The 16,570-nt window shown below is 70.7% G+C and carries 15 protein-coding genes; 4 read left to right on the forward strand and 11 right to left on the reverse strand.

Features of this window, described 5'->3' with window-relative positions; genetic code table 11:
* The first annotated feature begins 74 nt into the window (after positions 1-74).
* Positions 75-1,775 carry a phenylacetic acid degradation protein PaaN gene (gene paaN, locus OG819_RS12870; protein WP_266649481.1) on the forward strand — a complete coding sequence of 567 codons (1,701 nt, stop codon included), beginning with the start codon at positions 75-77 and terminating at the stop codon, positions 1,773-1,775.
* Positions 1,776-1,799: 24 nt separating this feature from the next.
* On the opposite strand, the gene OG819_RS12875 is transcribed toward paaN, so the two are convergent.
* Genes OG819_RS12875 through OG819_RS12885 form a run of 3 tightly spaced genes read right to left on the reverse strand, consistent with a single transcriptional unit; the run spans position 1,800 to position 4,545 of the window.
* Positions 1,800-2,543 carry an RNA methyltransferase gene (locus OG819_RS12875; RefSeq protein WP_266626537.1) on the reverse strand — a complete coding sequence of 248 codons (744 nt, stop codon included), beginning with the start codon at positions 2,541-2,543 and terminating at the stop codon, positions 1,800-1,802.
* Positions 2,540-3,769: an HTTM domain-containing protein gene (locus OG819_RS12880; RefSeq protein WP_266626535.1), complete on the reverse strand. Its 1,230-nt coding sequence runs from the start codon at positions 3,767-3,769 to the stop codon at positions 2,540-2,542. Before OG819_RS12880 ends, OG819_RS12875 begins: the two co-directional genes overlap by 4 nt.
* On the reverse strand, positions 3,766-4,545 hold the full coding sequence (locus OG819_RS12885; RefSeq protein ID WP_266649482.1) for a DUF5819 family protein: 780 nt from the start codon (positions 4,543-4,545) through the stop codon (positions 3,766-3,768). The genes OG819_RS12880 and OG819_RS12885 overlap by 4 nt, the downstream gene beginning before the upstream one ends.
* Positions 4,546-4,909: 364 nt before the next feature.
* On the opposite strand from OG819_RS12885, the gene OG819_RS12890 reads away from it, so the two are divergent.
* On the forward strand, positions 4,910-6,043 hold the full coding sequence (locus tag OG819_RS12890; RefSeq protein WP_266649483.1) for an acyl-CoA dehydrogenase family protein: 1,134 nt from the start codon (positions 4,910-4,912) through the stop codon (positions 6,041-6,043).
* Between the two features lie 83 nt (positions 6,044-6,126).
* Here the strand turns inward: OG819_RS12890 and OG819_RS12895 are convergent, their stop codons facing one another.
* From OG819_RS12895 to OG819_RS12910, 4 genes are all read right to left on the reverse strand, one after another.
* Positions 6,127-6,456 (reverse strand): rhodanese-like domain-containing protein, encoded by a 330-nt coding sequence (locus tag OG819_RS12895; protein WP_266434028.1) that lies wholly within the window; start codon positions 6,454-6,456, stop codon positions 6,127-6,129.
* A gap of 56 nt (positions 6,457-6,512) precedes the next feature.
* Positions 6,513-7,424 (reverse strand): hypothetical protein, encoded by a 912-nt coding sequence (locus OG819_RS12900; protein ID WP_266649484.1) that lies wholly within the window; start codon positions 7,422-7,424, stop codon positions 6,513-6,515.
* Positions 7,425-7,518: 94 nt separating this feature from the next.
* Positions 7,519-8,913, reverse strand: coding sequence for a DUF2252 domain-containing protein (locus OG819_RS12905; RefSeq protein ID WP_266652685.1), 1,395 nt, complete (start codon positions 8,911-8,913; stop codon positions 7,519-7,521).
* Positions 8,914-9,163: 250 nt separating this feature from the next.
* Complete coding sequence (locus OG819_RS12910; protein WP_266649485.1) at positions 9,164-9,541, reverse strand: helix-turn-helix domain-containing protein; 378 nt, start codon at positions 9,539-9,541, stop codon at positions 9,164-9,166.
* 104 nt (positions 9,542-9,645) lie between these two features.
* On the opposite strand from OG819_RS12910, the gene OG819_RS12915 reads away from it, so the two are divergent.
* Positions 9,646-10,299 (forward strand): NAD(P)H-dependent oxidoreductase, encoded by a 654-nt coding sequence (locus OG819_RS12915; RefSeq protein WP_266649486.1) that lies wholly within the window; start codon positions 9,646-9,648, stop codon positions 10,297-10,299.
* A 194-nt stretch (positions 10,300-10,493) separates the two neighbouring features.
* Here the strand turns inward: OG819_RS12915 and OG819_RS12920 are convergent, their stop codons facing one another.
* Entirely contained in the window at positions 10,494-11,138 is a 645-nt protein-coding gene (locus tag OG819_RS12920) for an NAD(P)H-binding protein (protein ID WP_266652687.1), read from the reverse strand.
* Positions 11,139-11,259: 121 nt separating this feature from the next.
* Positions 11,260-12,294: a YafY family protein gene (locus OG819_RS12925; RefSeq protein WP_266649487.1), complete on the reverse strand. Its 1,035-nt coding sequence runs from the start codon at positions 12,292-12,294 to the stop codon at positions 11,260-11,262.
* Between the two features lie 133 nt (positions 12,295-12,427).
* On the opposite strand from OG819_RS12925, the gene OG819_RS12930 reads away from it, so the two are divergent.
* Entirely contained in the window at positions 12,428-13,030 is a 603-nt protein-coding gene (locus OG819_RS12930; protein WP_266649488.1) for a TIGR03086 family metal-binding protein, read from the forward strand.
* A gap of 84 nt (positions 13,031-13,114) precedes the next feature.
* On the opposite strand, the gene OG819_RS12935 is transcribed toward OG819_RS12930, so the two are convergent.
* Both OG819_RS12935 and OG819_RS12940 read right to left on the reverse strand, forming a co-directional pair.
* Positions 13,115-14,626, reverse strand: a complete 1,512-nt coding sequence (locus tag OG819_RS12935) for an FAD-binding oxidoreductase (RefSeq protein ID WP_266626522.1) — start codon at positions 14,624-14,626, stop codon at positions 13,115-13,117.
* Positions 14,627-14,845: 219 nt separating this feature from the next.
* Complete coding sequence (locus OG819_RS12940; RefSeq protein WP_266626520.1) at positions 14,846-16,546, reverse strand: NAD(P)/FAD-dependent oxidoreductase; 1,701 nt, start codon at positions 16,544-16,546, stop codon at positions 14,846-14,848.
* Positions 16,547-16,570: the final 24 nt, after the last annotated feature.

Consider the following 16,570-nt stretch of genomic DNA (forward strand, 5'->3'; position numbering starts at 1 on the left):
CTAACTCTGTCCGGCTATTTCTGCCCAGGTCATGAGCTCGACGAAGAGTTCTTGAGACGAGGAGATGGTCCCGCATGGCCGCCGAACTGACCGCGCACGAGCTGACCGCCCAGCACCGGCCCACCCTCGACCAGGCGCTGGAAGCGATCCGCACGCGCGCGTACTGGTCCCCGCACCCCGAGCACCCGAAGGCCTACGGGGAGAACGGCAGCCTGAGCATGGCCGAGGGCAAGGCCGCCTTCGACGCCCTCCTCGGCGGCCGTCTCGACCTCGGCCAGCCCGGCACCGACGACTGGGTGGGCGGCGAGGTCTCCCCGTACGGCATCGAGCTGGGCGTCACCTACCCGCACGCGGACGTCGACGTGCTGCTGCCCGCCATGCGGGCCGGACAGCGGGCCTGGCGCGACGCGGGCGCGGAGATGCGCGCGATGGTCTGTCTGGAGATCCTCAAGCGGATCGCCGACCGCACGCACGAGTTCGCGCACGCGGTCATGCACACCAGCGGCCAGGCCTTCATGATGGCGTTCCAGGCGGGCGGCCCGCACGCCCAGGACCGCGGCCTGGAGGCGGTGGCGTACGCGTACGCGGAGCAGGTCCGCACCCCTGACACGGCGGAGTGGACCAAGCCCCAGGGCAAGCGCGACCCGCTCACGATGACCAAGCGGTTCACGCCGGTGCCGCGCGGCATCGCGCTGGTGATCGGCTGCAACACCTTCCCGACGTGGAACGGCTACCCGGGCCTGTTCGCCTCCCTGGCCACCGGCAACGCCGTGCTCGTCAAGCCCCACCCGCGCACGGTGCTGCCGCTCGCGCTCACCGTCCAGGTCGCGCGCGAGGTGCTCGCCGAGGCGGGCTTCGACCCGAACCTGGTGGCGCTGGCCGCCGAGCGGGCCGGGGAGGGCATCGCCAAGACCCTGGCCGTGCGCCCCGAGATCCGGATCATCGACTACACCGGGTCGACGGCGTTCGGCGACTGGCTGGAGACCCACGCCCGCCAGGCGCAGGTCTACACGGAGAAGGCCGGCGTCAACACGGTGATCGTGGAGTCGACCGACGACTACAAGGGGATGCTGTCCAACCTGGCCTTCTCCTTGTCCCTGTACAGCGGCCAGATGTGCACGACCCCGCAGAACCTCCTCATCCCCCGCGACGGCATCCGCACGGAGGAGGGCCCCAAGTCGTACGACGAGGTGGTGGCCGACCTCGCCCGGTCGGTCGACGGACTCCTCGGTGACGACGCGCGTGCCAACGGGCTGTTGGGCGCGATCGTGAACCCGGACGTCAAGGCACGCCTGGAGGCCGCGGCGGGGCTCGGCGAGGTCGCCCTCGCCTCGCGGGAGATCGGCAACCCGGAGTTCCCGGACGCGGTCGTCCGCACCCCGGTGATCGTCAAGCTCGACGGTGCGCGGAAGTACTGGGAGGGTGCCGACGACGAGGCCGCCTACATGAACGAGTGCTTCGGACCGGTGTCCTTCGCGGTCGCGGTCGACTCGGCGGCGGACGCGGTGGACCTGCTGCGTCGGACCGTCCGGGAGAAGGGCGCGATGACCGTCGGGGCGTACACCACCGACGAGGTCGTCGAGGAGGCCGTACGGGAGGCCTGTCTGGAGGAGTGCGCCCAGCTGTCCCTGAACCTGACGGGCGGGGTGTACGTCAACCAGACGGCGGCGTTCTCCGACTTCCACGGGTCGGGCGGCAACCCCGCGGCGAACGCCGCGCTGTGCGACGGAGGGTTCGTGGCCAACCGGTTCCGGGTGGTGGAAGTCCGGCGTTAGTTCCCCGGCTAGGCGCTGGTTCCCTTACGGGGCGCTCCAGTGGAACAGGGTCATGGCCACGCTCGTCGCCAGGTTGTAGCTGGAGACCTGGGGGCGCATCGGGAGCGACACCAGGTGGTCGGCACGCGCGCGCAGGTCGGCGGAAAGGCCACTGCGCTCGGAGCCGAAGGCGAGCACGGCGTCGTCCGGGAGTTTCAGTCCCCGGATGTCCTCGCCGTCCGGGTCGAGGGCGAACACCGGCCCGGACGGCAGCTCGGCCACCGTCAGCCGCTCCACTGCGGTCGCGAAGTGCAGGCCCGCCCCGCCCCGCACCACCGTGGGGTGCCAGGGGTCGAGGGTGCCCGTGGTGACGACGCCGGTCGCGCCGAAGCCGGCCGCGAGGCGGATCACGGCGCCCGCGTTCCCGAGGTTGCGCGGATGGTCGAGGACGACCACGGGGGCGGTGCGGGGTGTGCGGGCCAGCGCCCGCAGATTGGCCTCGCGGGAGGGACGTACCGCCAACGCGGCCACCGCGGTGGGGTGCGGACGCGGTACCAGGGAGCGGTACGTGGCTTCCGGGACCTCCACCAGGAGCGCGTCCAGGCTGTCCCGTACGTCCGGGGCCAGCTCGTCGGTGAGGGCGAGCGCCGCCTGCCGGTCGCCGGTCACCGCCACCAGGACCTCGGCCCGGAACCGCACGGCGTGCTTGAGGGCGTGGAAGCCGTCGAGCAGGACGGAGGTGTCGGCGAGGCGGTGCCAGGCGCTCACGGCGCTTGCGGGGTCCTTCATGCGGTGAAGCCTACGTGCGGGTCCTCGGCGGGCTCCGGGATGCGCGGCTCCTGAGCACGCTGGCCCGGCAGCTTACGGGCGCCGGGCGGAAACAGCCGTCCACGCGCGCGTGCCGTCCATCCGCCGAGGCGTCGCAGGAACGACGTGGGCAGGAATACCGCGTCGGCGGCGATCATCGCGAGCGAGAAGAACGGCAGCCCGAGGACCACGGCGATCACGGCGTGCTCGGTCATCATGGCGGCCAGCAGGACGTTCTTGACCCGCCGGTTGATAAGGGTGAAGGGGAAGGCGACCTGGACGGCGACCGTCCCGTAGGTCACCAGCATCACCATCGTGCCGTGTGAGGCCAGCAGGTCGGACAGGGCGGGCCAGGGGGAGAAGTAGTCCAGGTGGAGCGGGTAGTAGACGGCGGTGCCGTCCTGCCAGCGCGAGCCCTGGATCTTGTACCAGCCGGCGGTCGCGTAGATCAGACAGGCCTCGGCCATGATCACGAGCAGGGCCGCGTTGTGCACGGCGTTGGCGACGACGTCGAGCAGGATCCGAGGCTCCGCCGTGCGCGTCAGGCGCCCGACGGCCCACCACAGCATCTGGAGGGCCCACAGTCCCCAGAAGACCACCAGCCAGCCGGGGCTGAGCCACCCCGCGCCCGTCGCCGCGGCCAGCACCATGCCGAGCGTCGCCCACAGGACGAGACCGGCCCGGTCCTGGACCCCGGCCCTCGGGAGGTCCCCACGCGCGCGTGCCTCCCGAGCGCGCCGCGCCCGCCGGGCATCGAGCGACCACACCTGTCCGCAGCGCGTGAACACCAGATAGATCGCCATCAGGTGGATGACGTTGTCGCCGCCGTCCCCCATGAAGATGCTGCGGTTCTGCAGCGAGAGCACGCCGACCATGAAGAGCACGGACATCGTGCGGGTCCGCCAGCCCACCAGCAGCAGGAGGGCGGAGAGGACGGCGAGGGCGTAGACGGTCTCGAACCACACCTGGCTGTCGGACCACATCAGGATCGTGAAGGCGTGATTGTCCGCGATGAGCCGCTGGGCGAGGTCCCACTTCCACGGTCCGTCGGGCCCGTACATCTCCTGGCGGTGCGGGAACTCGCGCAGCAGGAACAGCAGCCAGGTGGCGGCGAAGCCGATGCGGATCACGGCCGTCTGGTACGGGCCGAGAGCGGCGTCGGTGACCCGGGCGATACCGCGCGAGATCGACACGGCGATGCGGTTCATCGGGCGCTCGCCTCCGTCCGCGCGTCCGTCACGTCCTCCTCGGGAACGGTCCACCAGGGCAGCTCGTGCACGACGGGCGTGTCGGACACCTGTTCCTCGCTCCATTTGGGGGGCGGCACGTTGGTGGTACGGGAACGGACCTGGACGCGTTCGACGACGGCGCCCTTGCCGCCGGCCCCCTCTCGCTCCAGACGCACCACGACGACGCGGCGCAGATAGCGCTGGGAGAGATCGCCGCGCAGGCCCGCCGGGCGGTTCGCGTTGTCGTGCGTGCCGATGTAGAAGTCCCAGGCCCGGCGCAGTTCGTTCTGCTGGGTGTGGCTCGGCAGCAGATTGCCGTCGATCGCCGCGCCGTCCAGTGCGGACAGGTCGTACCAGCCGGTCTCGGTGATGCCACCGTCCGTGGTGCGGACCTGGGCACGGACCTGGACGTCGATGTTCTGCTGCAGCGGGTTGGGGGCGAAGAGCTTCCAGTTCTGCTCGAACTCCGGGTAGATCCAGTCGTCGATCGCCCGGCCGTGCTGCTTGGTGACCGTGTTCGATGGTGCGACGTGCAGGAACACCATGCCGAGGTGCACACAGGCGACGACCGCGACGGCCGCGAGGGCGAGGGCGGCGACGATCTGCGAGCGGAGGGGAAGGCCGGCTATGCCGGTGGGAGCGGGGACGGGGGTATCGGCGGGGGTGGAACCGGCTGTGACGGGGGCCTCGGGCAGGCTGCTGTCAGGGCCGTCCGGCAGGTGCCGGGCCTTCGAGCCCTCGTCGTACGCGTCCATTCCGCCCCGCTTCCCGATCCCGGTCCGATTCCCGCCGCCGGGCCCCGCGGCGCCGTGGCACCGGCGCGCACCACACCGCGGCGCGCGCACGGGAACGGTACTCAGGCCGGACCGCCCAGCACAGCCCCGATCGGCCAGTGGGCACAACAGCGACACAACAGCGACCCCGAGGTTATCCACAGCGATGGACACCCTACGGCCGCCCGCCCCCATGCGTGATGTGACCAACCGAACGATCGGTCTGTCAGGGTGGCGAGGCTTCCACGGTCGAGCCGTTCCCTTCTTGTAGAACCTGTTCTATCTTGACGCTCCGTCAGATCCGGTGTCCGCCGGGTCGGTGGTCGGTGCGTGGGAGGACAGGACCGTGGACTTCACCTTCACCGAGGAGCAGCAGGCGGCGGTCGAGGCGGCGAAGGCGGTGTTCGGCGGGGTCGCGCCGGACGCGGTGCCCAGCCCCGCGGTCACCGCGGGCGCCGTCGCCGACGACTTCGACCGGGCGCTGTGGGCGAGGCTCGCCGACGCGGACCTGTTGAGCCTGTCGCTCGCCGCGGAGTACGGCGGGGCGGGCCTGGACGCGATCGCGCTGTGTCTGGTGCTGCGCGAGGCGGCGAAGGTGCTGGCGCGGGTGCCGCTGCTGGAGAGCAGTGCCGCGGCGGTGGCCGTACAGGCGTACGGCGGCGAGGAGTTGAAGGCGGAGCTGCTCGGGCGGGCGGGCCGGGGCGAGGTCGTGCTGACCGTCGCGGCGAACGGGCGGACCGGGCACGACCCGGCCGAACTCGCCGTGACCGCACGGCGGGACGGTGACGCGTGGGTGCTGGACGGGGTGCAGACGGGGGTTCCGTGGGCGGAGAACGCCGACTTCACCGTCGTACCCGCGCACACGGGCGGCGGCCGGACCGTCCTCGCGCTGGTACCCCGGATCCACGAGGGGGTCGTCCTCGGTGGGCAGATCTCCACGTCCGGGGAACGGCTCGGCGAGCTGCGTCTGGAGTCCGCGCGGATCGCCGCCCGGGATGTCATCGACGCGGACGGGGCCTGGGAGTGGCTGCGCGAGTTGCTGGCCACCGGGACGTGCGCGCTGGCGCTCGGCCTCGGTGAGCGGGTGCTCTCGATGACGAGCGCGTACACGGGCAAGCGGGAGCAGTTCGGGTTCCCGGTCGCCACGTTCCAGGCCGTCGCCGTGCAGGCCGCCGATCGCTATATCGACCTGCGGGCGATGGAGGCGACACTGTGGCAGGCGGCATGGCGGATCAGTACGGGGGCGGGGGGCGCGCTTCCGGCGTCCGGAGACGTGGCCGTCGCCAAGATCTGGGCGTCGGAAGGGGTACGGCGGGTCGTACAGACCGCGCAGCATCTGCACGGGGGGTTCGGCGCCGACGTCGACTATCCGCTGCACCGGTACCACGCCTGGGCCAAGCAGCTTGAACTGTCGCTCGGACCGGCGGCGGCGCACGAGGAGGCACTGGGGGATCTGCTCGCGGCCCATCCCCTGGGCTGAACGACGCCCACGCTCACGACACGTCTTCCTGGGCTGGGTGCGGTGCCCAGGACGTCGAAGCTCCCGCGAACCCGTGCCGGTGGCTACAGCACGAAGCCGGGGGCGCCCTTGTCGTCCACCACCGGGCGGCCGGCGGCGGCCCAGACCTGCATACCGCCGTCGACGTTCACGGCGTCGACGCCCTGCTGGACCAGGTACATCGCGACCTGCGCCGAACGGCCCCCGGAGCGGCAGATCACATGGACCCTGCCGTCCTGCGGCGCCGCCTCGGTCAGCTCGCCGTAGCGTGCGACGAACTCACTGATGGGAATGTGCAGCGCCCCCGCGGCATGGCCCGCCTGCCACTCGTCGTCCTCCCGGACGTCCAGCAGGAAGTCTCCGTCCGCGAGATCCCCGACCTCGACCGTGGGCACACCAGATCCAAAACTCATACCCCCGACGCTACCTGACCGAGCAGGCGCCCCGACCCCTAGGACCTGTCCTGGCCGACCAGCCGGGCCAGCTCCTTCTCACGTTCTTCGACCTGGGCCAGCAGCTGCTCGGCGACCTCCTCGAGGAGCTGGTCCGGGTCCTCCGGGGCCATCTTGAGCATGGCGCCGATGGCGCTCTCCTCCAGCTCGTGGGCGACCAGGGTGAGCAGTTCCTTGCGCTGGGCGAGCCACTCGAGGCGGGCGTAGAGCTCCTCGCTGCGACTCGGCTTCCACTCCTTGGGCACCGGGCCCGCCGCCCACTCATCGGAGAGCTCCCGCAGCAGGGCCTCGTCGCCCCGGCTGTACGCGACATTGACCCGCGAGATGAACTCGTCACGCCGCCTGCGCTCGTCCTCGTCCTGGGCCAGGTCGGGGTGGGCCTTGCGGGCCAGCTCACGGTAGAGCCTGCGGGCCTCGTCGCTGGGGCGCACGCGCTGCGGCGGGCGTACGGGCTGGTCCGTCAGCATCGCCATGGCCTCGGGGAACAGCCCCTCGGAGTCCATCCAGCCGTGGAAGAGCTCCTCGACCCCGGGCATCGGCATGACCCGCGCCCGCGCCTCGTCCGCCTTGCGTATGTCCTCCAGGTCCCCGGTGCGTGCGGCGACCGCCTCGGCGATCTGCGCGTCCAGTTCGTCGAGCCGCGAGTACATCGGGCCGAGCCTCTGGTGGTGCAGACGCGAGAAGTTCTCGACCTCGATGCGGAAGGTCTCCACGGCGATCTCGAACTCGATCAGGGCCTGCTCGGCCGCCCGCACGGCCCGCTCCAACCGCTCCTCGGGCCGCGCCTGCGCTTCGGGTGCCGCCGCCTCGGCGGGCTCGTCCTGGGCATGCGCATCCCCGGCGCCCTGGGGCCGGGGATCCTTGGCCTGGGTACGGTCGGACTGGCTGTGCTCGGCTTCCGGGGTCGTCACCCGACCAGACTAGGCCCTGTCGTCAAACTCCCGTCGTCCGCCCGGAGGGCGGGCCTCGCGCGGCCCGGTGTCCGCCACTGCCCCGGCTCCCCGCTCACACCCCGAGTTCCGCCGTCACCCGTCCCTCCCTGATCGCCGCGACCAGGTCCGCGTGGTCCGCCTCCGTGCGGTCGGCGTAGGCCAGCGCGAACGACGCGATGGACTCGTCGAGTTCCTCGCTCTTGCCGCAGTACCCGGCGATGAGACGGGGGTCGGCGGTGTGGGTGTGGGCGCGGGCGAGAAGGGCGCCGGTCATACGGGCGTAGTCGTCGACCTGGTCGGCGGCGAGGGCGGCGGGGTCGACGCTGCCCTTGCGGTTGCGGAACTGTCGTACCTGGAAAGGCCGGCCTTCGACGGTGGTCCAGCCGAGCAGGATGTCGCTGACGACCTGCATGCGCTTCTGGCCCAGGACGACCCGGCGGCCCTCGTGCGGCACCTCCGGTATGGCGTGGCCGGCCGTCGCCAGGTGCGGGAGCAGCGCCGAGGCGCGGGCCTCCTTCACCTGGAGGACGAGGGCTTCGCCGCGGTGGTCGAGGAGCAGCACGACGTAGGAGCGGGTGCCGACGCTGCCGGTGCCGACGACCCGGAAGGCGACGTCGTGCACCGCGTACCGGGCGAGGAGGGGGAGGCGGTCCTCCGAGACGGTGGTCAGGTAGTGCTCCAGCGAGTCCGCGACCGCCGCGGCCTCCGCGTCGGGTACGCGACGCAGCACCGGAGGAGCGTCCACGAAGCGGTGGCCGCCGTCCTCCACCGGCCGGGTCGACTTGGCCGCGAACCGTCCGCTGGTGTTGGCCCGCGCCTTCTCCATGACCCGCTCCAGGGTGCCGAGCAGGTCGTGGGCGTCGGCGTGGGAGACGAGTTCCTCGTCCGCGATGGCGTTCCACGCGTCCAGCACCGGGAGCTTCGCGAGCAGGCGCAGGGTGCGTCGGTAGGCACCGACCGCGTCGTGGGCGGCCTTGCGACAGGTGTCCTCGTCCGCGCTCGCTTCCCGGCCCGCGAGCACGAGCGAGGTGGCGAGGCGCTTGAGGTCCCACTCCCAGGGGCCGTGTGCCGTCTCGTCGAAGTCGTTCAGATCGATGACCAGGTCGCCGCGCGCGTCTCCGTACAGGCCGAAGTTCGCCGCGTGGGCGTCACCGCAGATCTGGGCGGCGATGCCGGTCATCGGGGTGCGCGCGAGGTCATATGCCATGAGACCGGCCGAACCGCGCAGGAAGGCGAAAGGAGTTGCGGCCATCCTGCCGACCCGGATCGGCGTGAGCTCCGGGATCCGGCCGAGGTTGGACTCCTCGACGGCGGTCACCGCGTCCGGCCGGCCGGCGTCGAAGGACAGCTCCGCGTGCGTGCCGCGGGGCACCCGTCGGCGCAGCGCCTTGCCCTCTTCCTTGGGTGAGCCCTGCGCGGGCCGGCCCGCGAATCCCCGCACTCCGAAGACCCCGGAAATCCGGGACATCTGCCACCCCTGTTCGCCCTGCTCGTCCTGCTCGCCCGGTCGGCTCCGCTGATCCTGCTGCGCCTGAACCGCAGCGCCAAGGTCCGTCATACCGACTGCCTCCCCCGTCACGCACGAACATCAACTCGTGATGACCGTACCGCCGGTGGCTGAAACGCGTCAGACCCTGTGGACAACTCCCGGCCTGGGGAAAACCCCGCCCCTCGCAATCAGCTCACGATCGGCCCCGGTGCTCACGATCGGCCCCGCTTCAGGGGCACTTGCGGAGTTCACCCGGGCACGGCGGGCTCCCCGGCAGGTAATTCTCCGCCCAGGTGCCGAGTTCCATGAGCGCGGGCTGCAGTGCGGCGCCCGCCTCGGTCAGGCCGTACACGACCCGCAGCGGAGGGCCCTCGTCGACCTCGCGGACGACCAGTCCCGCCCCGCCGAGTTCCGTGAGGCGGTCGGAGAGCATCCGCTCGCTGATGCCGGGGATCGCTCTGCGCAGGTCGGCGAAGTGCGCGGGGTGCTGCAGCAGCACGGACACGACCAGGCCGGTCCAGCGCTTCCCGAGCAGCTGGAAGACGCGGGTCATGTGGTCGTCGACCCTCTGGCACGGCCCTGCGTCGTGAGTCACCGGCTCTGGCATGGGTCCAGAGTACTGTGTTTCGCGTGAGGGGATGAAAAAAAGTAAGTAGCTGTGTTATCTCTAGTCCTGTACGAAAAGTTTGCCCCCTCTCCTTGGAGATTCCCATGGCCACCCTCCTGCACATCGACTCGTCCGTGTTCCCGGGCGCGGCCTCCGCCTCCCGCACGGTCACGGACGCGTTCCGCAAGGCATGGGAGGAGCAGCACCCGCAGGGCACCGTGATCTACCGCGACCTCGCCGTGAACCCGGTCCCGCACATCACGGCCGACGCCCACACCGCCGGTTTCGCCCCCGCGGACGCGCACACCCCCGAGCAGGCCGCCGCCTTCGCCGAGCGTCTGCAGTTCATCGAGGAGCTGGAGCAGGCGGACGCGATCCTGATCGGCGCGCCCATGTACAACTTCACGATCCCCTCGACCCTCAAGGCGTGGCTGGACCAGGTGATCCTCATCGGCCGCACCGCCATGACCGAGGACTCGAAGGTCAAGGGCACCCCGGTCACGGTCGTCGCCAGCCGCGGCGGCTCCTACGCGCCGGGCACCCCGCGCGAGGGCTTCGAGTACGTCCAGAACTACCTGGAGGCGATCCTTCGCGACACCCTCGCCCTGGACGTCCACATCATCGTCCCGGAGCTCACGATGGCGCCGCACAACCCGGCGATGGCCGACCTTGTCCCCCTGTACGAGGCCTCCCGCGCCAAGGCCACCGACGAGGCGGTCACCAAGGCCAAGGAGTTCACCGAGCGCGTCGCCGCGTAGCCCCTCCGGGGGAAGGCCGAGCAATACCCGGCACGCCCCTACGGCGTGATGGCCCCGCAGGTCACGGACCTGCGGGGCCATCACCGCGCATGGGCCGCCGAATGCCCACTGCCGCGGGGGATGGATCGCAGCGGGCATCCGGCGGCGGTACCGGGGGGACGAGCGGGCTGAGCGGACCGAACGGACCGGGCCGGCTACTTGAACGCCGGGAGGCTGCGGCTCACCCAGCTGGAGAAGGGGGTGGCCGGGCGCCCCAGGACCTTCTCCACATCGGGGCTGACCCGCTGTTCGGCGGGGAGCGGGGCGCCGAGGATGTCCAGGGTGCCGGGGATGACGTCCTCGGGCATGAACTGGGCCATGTGGGCGTGGGCGGCCTCGCGGGTCAGTTCCACGAAGGTCACTTCCTCACCGATCACCTCGGCGATCACCCCGGCCTGCGCACGCGGGCTGACCGCCTCGGGGCCGGTCACCTCATACGTACGACCGGCGTGGCCGTCCTCACGCAGGACGACCGCGGCGACCGCGGCGATGTCCGCGGGGTCGACGACCGGCAGCGCGACGTCACCGAACGGGGCGAAGACCGTACGGTCGGCTCGGACCGACTCGGCCCAGGCGAAGGCGTTGGAGGCGAATCCGCCCGCGCGCAGGATCGTGAAGTCCAGGCCCGAGCCGCGCACGGCCTCCTCGAACTCACGCAGCCTGCCGTGCGAGGCGGAGTCGGGGCGAGTGGCGTTGATCTGCGAGGAGAGCAGGACGACCCGCTTGACCCCGGCGTCCTTGGCGGCGGCCAGCAGGTCGGTCGCGGCCTCGCCGTGACCGAGCAGTTCGCCGGCGAGCATTTCCGGTGGCTCCAGTGACAACGATCATCAGTAACAACTCCCTAGTGCGTTAATCCGAACCAGTAATCAGCAGTCATCGGCTTCATCGGTGGAGGGGGGAACCGTGTGGGAAATCCGCCGGTCACCCGTGGTGAGCGGCCATGACAGGGACGCTAACATCCTCCGCATAGTAGGTACCTAGAGGAAAGTGGCTATCCAAGTGGACGGCTTCCTCGCGCCCGCCGTACACCGCGGTGAGCGAGCGGCCCAGCCGTACGAGCGACTCCCGCGCCTCCGGGGGATCGAGCACCTCGACGCGGCCGCCGAGACCGGCCAGCTGCGCGGCGAGCACCTCCACCGACGGGCCGTCGGCCGTGAACTCGACCCGGCCGTCGATCTGGACCTCGCCGGTCCGCAGCCGCCCGCCCAGCAGTTGCCGCAGCACCGGCAGGGCGTCGTGGTCGGCCCGGGCCCGTACGGTCGCCGCGGTCAGCCGTTGCTCCACCTCGGCGGCGAGCTCCCGCCATGCGGCGGCGAGGTCGAAACCCTCCGGGCGCCGCACCGGTTCACCGGTCCTTGTCGCGGAGGTGACCCGGCTGAGCCGGAAGGTGCGCAGCCCCTCCTCCGTCCCGGCGACGAGATACCAGCGGCCGGCCTTCGAGACCAGGCCGAGCGGGTGCACCGTGCGCTCGCCGGGCGCCTGGTCGGGGTGGGCGTAGCCGAGCCGGACCTGTTCGCCGTCGAGCACCGCCCGCTCCAGGGCGTGCTGGTGGGGACCGCTGCCGCCCGCCGTGCGCGACCAGTCGACGCCGTCGATGAGGATGGCCTTGGCGGCCGCTTCCGCGTGCGGCCGCATGGGCGCGGGCACCGCCCGCATCAACTTCCGTAACGCCGCACGCAGTTCGGGTGAGGCCGACAACGGGCCCGCGGCCAGGAACAGCGCTCCGATCTCCCGCGAGGTGAATCCGGTCAGATCGGTGCGGGCACCGCCGACCAGGCTCCAGCCGCCGCCCCGGCCCCGCTGCGAGTAGACGGGGACGCCTGCGGTGGTGAGGGCCTCCAGATCGCGGCGTGCGGTGCGTTCGGACACCTCCAGCTCCTGGGCCACCTCGCGCACGGTCACCCGCCCACGCGCCTGGAGCAGCAGCAGGGTCGCCACCAGACGGTCAGCCTTCACAACAACCGCCCCCCTCCAGGTTTTTGAGATGTTTTGAGCCAATACATCTATTTTCAGCGAGATCTGATGAGCCTTCAGCAATAGGCCACAAGATGACCTGTTTGACGCCGACGATGAGGACATGACTCACGACATGGCTGACAGCACGAATTCCCCCGCCAACCCGCCCGCCGACCCCCGTGGCGGCCTGTTCAAGGCCGTCGAGCTCACCGGACGTACGCTCGCCGCGCTGCGCCCCGAGCAGTACGACACCGTCACCCCGTGTCCCGACTACGCGGTCCGCGACATGGCCAACCACGTGGTGTCCGTGCTGCGCCGGGTCGCCGTCATCGGCGCGGGCGGCTCCTTCATGAGCGTTCCGCACTTCGCCGAGGACGTCGCGGACGGCGACTGGGCCAAGGCCTGGGCGGAGGCGACGAAGGAGTTCGACGCCGTGTGGTCGGACCCGGCCGTGCTGGGCCGCCAGATCGGCCTGCCCTGGGGTCCGGTTCCCGGGGTGGTCGCCTCGGTGATCTACACCAACGAGTTCGTGCTGCACGCCTGGGACCTGGCGAAGGCGACCGGTCAGAGCCCCGAGTGGGACCCGGAGATGCTCGCCGCTCCGCTGGCCAACATGCGCCGTGCCGTGCCCGCGGAACCCCGCGGCGGCCAGGTGCCGTTCGGCCCGGTGGTGGAGGTGCACGAGGACGCTCCCGACATCGACAAGCTGGTGGGCTGGTACGGACGCCGTCCCTGACGGGGCGACGCGGCAGACGAGCGAGCGGGCGGGCCGCCGGACATCGATCCGGCGGCCCTTCCTCAGGTCCGGGTTCACGAAGCGTCAGGCTCCGACGCCCTGGGCGAACTTGAAGTAGCGGTACGGGTCGTACTTCGCCTTCACGACCTTCAGCCGTGCGTAGTTCTCGGCGTAGTACGACTGCCGCCAGTCCGGCAGCTCCGCGTCCATCCAGTTCTGGTACGTCTCGCCGTTGGACAGCGGGTCGACGGTGTCGAACCCGTGGTCCACCCAGCTCGTGGCGACGGCCTGGGCCTCGGCGGTGACCTGGGCCGGGTCGTTGATCAGGACCCGGTAGTTGACGGAGAAGAGCGAGTCGCGGTGCACGTACGCCGTGTCGGTGCGGGCCGGATCGTTGGCCGCGCCCCCGAAGAAGTGGAAGTCGAGGTAGCGGGACTGCCCGGCCCTGCGGTCGGCGTCGAAGGCCGTCACCACATCCGCCCAGCCGCTCTGCGCATAGGGCGCGCTGCCCAGCCGGGTCCGTTCCAGACCGAAGGCCGGCCGGGTGAGCACCCCGCTCGGGGACTTCCCGGCACGCTGGCACTGGTCCTGGGTCAGGGTGCTGCAGCCGAAGATCATCATCATGACCTGCTGGTACGTCATGACCGCGTCCTGGCGGGCCGTCACCGCGCCGGTCAGCGCCAGCAACCGGGCGGACTCCGCGGCCAGTTCGGCCGGGGTGCCGCGGGAGGCGAGGAAGACGTTGAGCGCCGGTACGGTGCCGGGCGCCGCGTCGGCCTGGACGAGGTAGGCGCCGCCGCCGATGGTGCGGGGGGCGTCCACCAGCCACTGGCCCACGCCGTGCAGCACGTCGGCCGCGCGGTCGTACGGGAAGATCAGGTTGCTGATCGCCATCTGGTCGCCCTCGTGCGGGGTGACGGTGAAACGGGTGACGACGCCGAAGTTGCCGCCACCGCCGCCGCGGATCGCCCAGAAGAGGTCGGGGTGGCTGGTCGGGGAGGCGGTCACCACGCAACCGTCGGCGAGGACCACCTCGGCCGAGGTGATCGCGTCGCAGGCCATGCCCGTCGGGCGGGTCAGGAAGCCGAATCCGCCGCCCTGGAGGAAGCCGCCGGCCGACACGGTGGGGCAGCCGCCCTCGCTGACCACCAGGTTGTGCGGGGCGAGCGCGTTGAGTATCTCGACGTTCTTGGCGCCGGGACCGATGTCGACGGTGCCGCTGCCGACGGTGATCGCGTTGAGCCGCGACACGTCGATGATCAGGCCGGGCGTGGTCGAGTAGCCGGCGAAGCTGTGGCCGCCGCTGCGGACGGCGGACGGCAGTCCGTTGTCCTGGGCGAAGCGCAGCGCGACGGAGACGTCGGAGGAGCTGACGCAGTAGGCGACGGCCCGCGGGTTGACCGAGTCGAACTGGCCGAGTTCCAGCTGCTTGGCCACGCCGTAGGCGGAGTCGGTGGGCAGCACCAACTGTCCCTGGAGCTTGCCCGCGAGGGTGCTCCAGGGGGCGGAGGAGCCCGCGGAGACGGGGCTGTTGGGCAGGACGGCCAGGCCGACGGCGGCGGTTCCCGCACCGATCAGTGCTCTACGAGTGATCACGGATGTCCCAAGGTTCTAGGAAACGGTGGATGTAGGTGGAAGTCAGTGGGGGAGACGCAAAGAAGAAAGGAGAGGAACAAGGGGGCCGGCGCCGGGCCCACGGGGGGAGGGTGGGCCCGGCGCCGGATCCGGGGGGAAGTGGCTCTGTGAAGGCGGGCCCGGGAGGCGGGGCCTTCGAGGTGAGGACTTCGAGGTGAGGATTTCGAGGCGGGGCCGAGGTCAGGACACCTTGCGGCCGCGCACCCCCTGCTTGACGACGCCGGCCAGCATCGAGCGGCCGAGGTCGCGCATCTCCTTGGGTCCGGAGGTGCTGGCCCACCACATGAACTTCATCATCGTGGGGGTGGTGGCCCGGAAGAACCGGAGGTCCTCGGGGCCCTTCCAGCCGAAGGGCGTGTTGACGGACTCGCAGTCGCGGATCGCCTCGAAGACGATGTCCGCGGCCTTGTCGCCGTCGATCTCGCCCGCCTCGTACCGCTCACAGGTCTCGGCGGTGATGTCGAAGAGGACCTTGAAGGCGTGGCTGTCCGGCCACCACAGGCCGGTGTAGGGCGCCTTCTCCATCTCCTTGAAATGCCGGTCGTCACCGTCGAGCTGGAAGTTCTGGCGGGCCATGATCTGGCGCATGGTGGCCGGAGTGGTGAAGCAGGCCCACACCCGGAACACCGCGTTCCACAGCCGGAAGTGGCTGAAGGCGATGTACGAGCTGTTGACGATCTTGTCGTTGTACTCCAGGAGCCCCTGCTCCAGGCGCTCCACGTACTCGAAGCGCTCCTCGGTGAAGTCGTTCTCGCGCAGGGCGTCCAGGATCCGGTAGGCGAGGGCGTCGACGACCTCGAAGGTGTTGGACAGACCGCGCGAGTACAGCGGGTCGATGAAACCGGCCGCGTGCGACATCAGGCACCAACGGGCGCCGATGGTGCGCTTGGAGGAGTACTGGAGGCGGTCGGTGGAGACCCACTCGCGGATCCGCTTGGCGCCCTCGAACTGCCGCTTCACGGCCGGGTACATGTCGAGGTAGTGGTTGAACTCCTCGTCCGGCGTCATGTCCTTCGGCTTGGGGTACAACCGCTCGTCGAAGGTCAGGCCGACACTGCAGGCCGGGTTCTTGGAGTCCTTGTAGTTGTCGAACGGGATGATCCAGAACCAGCCCCGCTCGATGAGGTGGTGCAGGGTGCCGCCGTGGAAGGGCGACTCGGCGGGCGGTCGCAGCGCCTCGGGGTAGTTGCACACGTCGTCGTAGGGCTTGATGCCGACGTAGTGCGTGAACAGGGAGCGCGCGTGGTGCTTGTGCCGGGGCGGGTTCTCGCGCAGGTCGAACTTCTGCGCGAGCGGGGAGCGGAAACCGCTCGCGTCGATCAGGTACTTGGCCCGGAAGACCTCGCCGTTCCTGCCGGTGATGGTGACGCCGTCGTCGTCGACGTCGAGGTCGGTGGCGAACCAGTTCTGGCGCAGCGTGCAGCCGTACTTGGCGGCGACGTTCAGGTAGTGCGAGTCCGTGTCCTGGCGGAAGAGGTGCACCGCCTCGGTGAGCATCTTCGGGATGACGAACATCGTCGCCTCACGCGGGTCCGGCTCGCGGTTCGGCCGGTGTGTGACGAAGCCGAAGCTCTGCTTGCGGCCGTGCGTCGGACCGATGTGCTCGGTCACCGCCTTCACGTCCAGCATGTGCTTGATCTCGGGCACGTCGTAGCGCACGGCCAGAATGTGCAGCCACTCGACGAGCTGCGGGTTCTGGGACTCGCCGACGGCGAACCGGGGGTGCTGACCGGCGTCGATGAGCACCACGTTCGCGCCCTGGCGGGCCAGGATCGCTCCCATGATCGAGCCCGCGAGGCCCGACCCCAGGATGGCTACGTCGCATTCGGTCCACTCGGCGGCCTTGTCGGCCTTCTTCGCTTCCTCAGCCTTGGTGGGCAAGACCGCACTCCTCTTTCTCGTTTC

This window comes from Streptomyces sp. NBC_01549 (assembly GCF_026339955.1).
GTDB lineage: Bacteria > Actinomycetota > Actinomycetes > Streptomycetales > Streptomycetaceae > Streptomyces.

Bases quoted from the DNA above. Each gene is read 5' to 3' on its own strand.
- paaN (WP_266649481.1), top strand. From the start codon at position 75: ATGGCCGCCGAACTGACCGCGCACGAGCTGACCGCCCAGCACCGGCCC.
- OG819_RS12875 (WP_266626537.1), bottom strand. From the start codon at position 2,543: ATGAAGGACCCCGCAAGCGCCGTGAGCGCCTGGCACCGCCTCGCCGAC.
- OG819_RS12880 (WP_266626535.1), bottom strand. From the start codon at position 3,769: ATGAACCGCATCGCCGTGTCGATCTCGCGCGGTATCGCCCGGGTCACC.
- OG819_RS12885 (WP_266649482.1), bottom strand. From the start codon at position 4,545: ATGGACGCGTACGACGAGGGCTCGAAGGCCCGGCACCTGCCGGACGGC.
- OG819_RS12905 (WP_266652685.1), bottom strand. From the start codon at position 8,913: ATGTCCCGGATTTCCGGGGTCTTCGGAGTGCGGGGATTCGCGGGCCGG.
- OG819_RS12910 (WP_266649485.1), bottom strand. From the start codon at position 9,541: ATGCCAGAGCCGGTGACTCACGACGCAGGGCCGTGCCAGAGGGTCGAC.
- OG819_RS12915 (WP_266649486.1), top strand. From the start codon at position 9,646: ATGGCCACCCTCCTGCACATCGACTCGTCCGTGTTCCCGGGCGCGGCC.
- OG819_RS12920 (WP_266652687.1), bottom strand. From the start codon at position 11,138: ATGCTCGCCGGCGAACTGCTCGGTCACGGCGAGGCCGCGACCGACCTG.
- OG819_RS12930 (WP_266649488.1), top strand. From the start codon at position 12,428: ATGGCTGACAGCACGAATTCCCCCGCCAACCCGCCCGCCGACCCCCGT.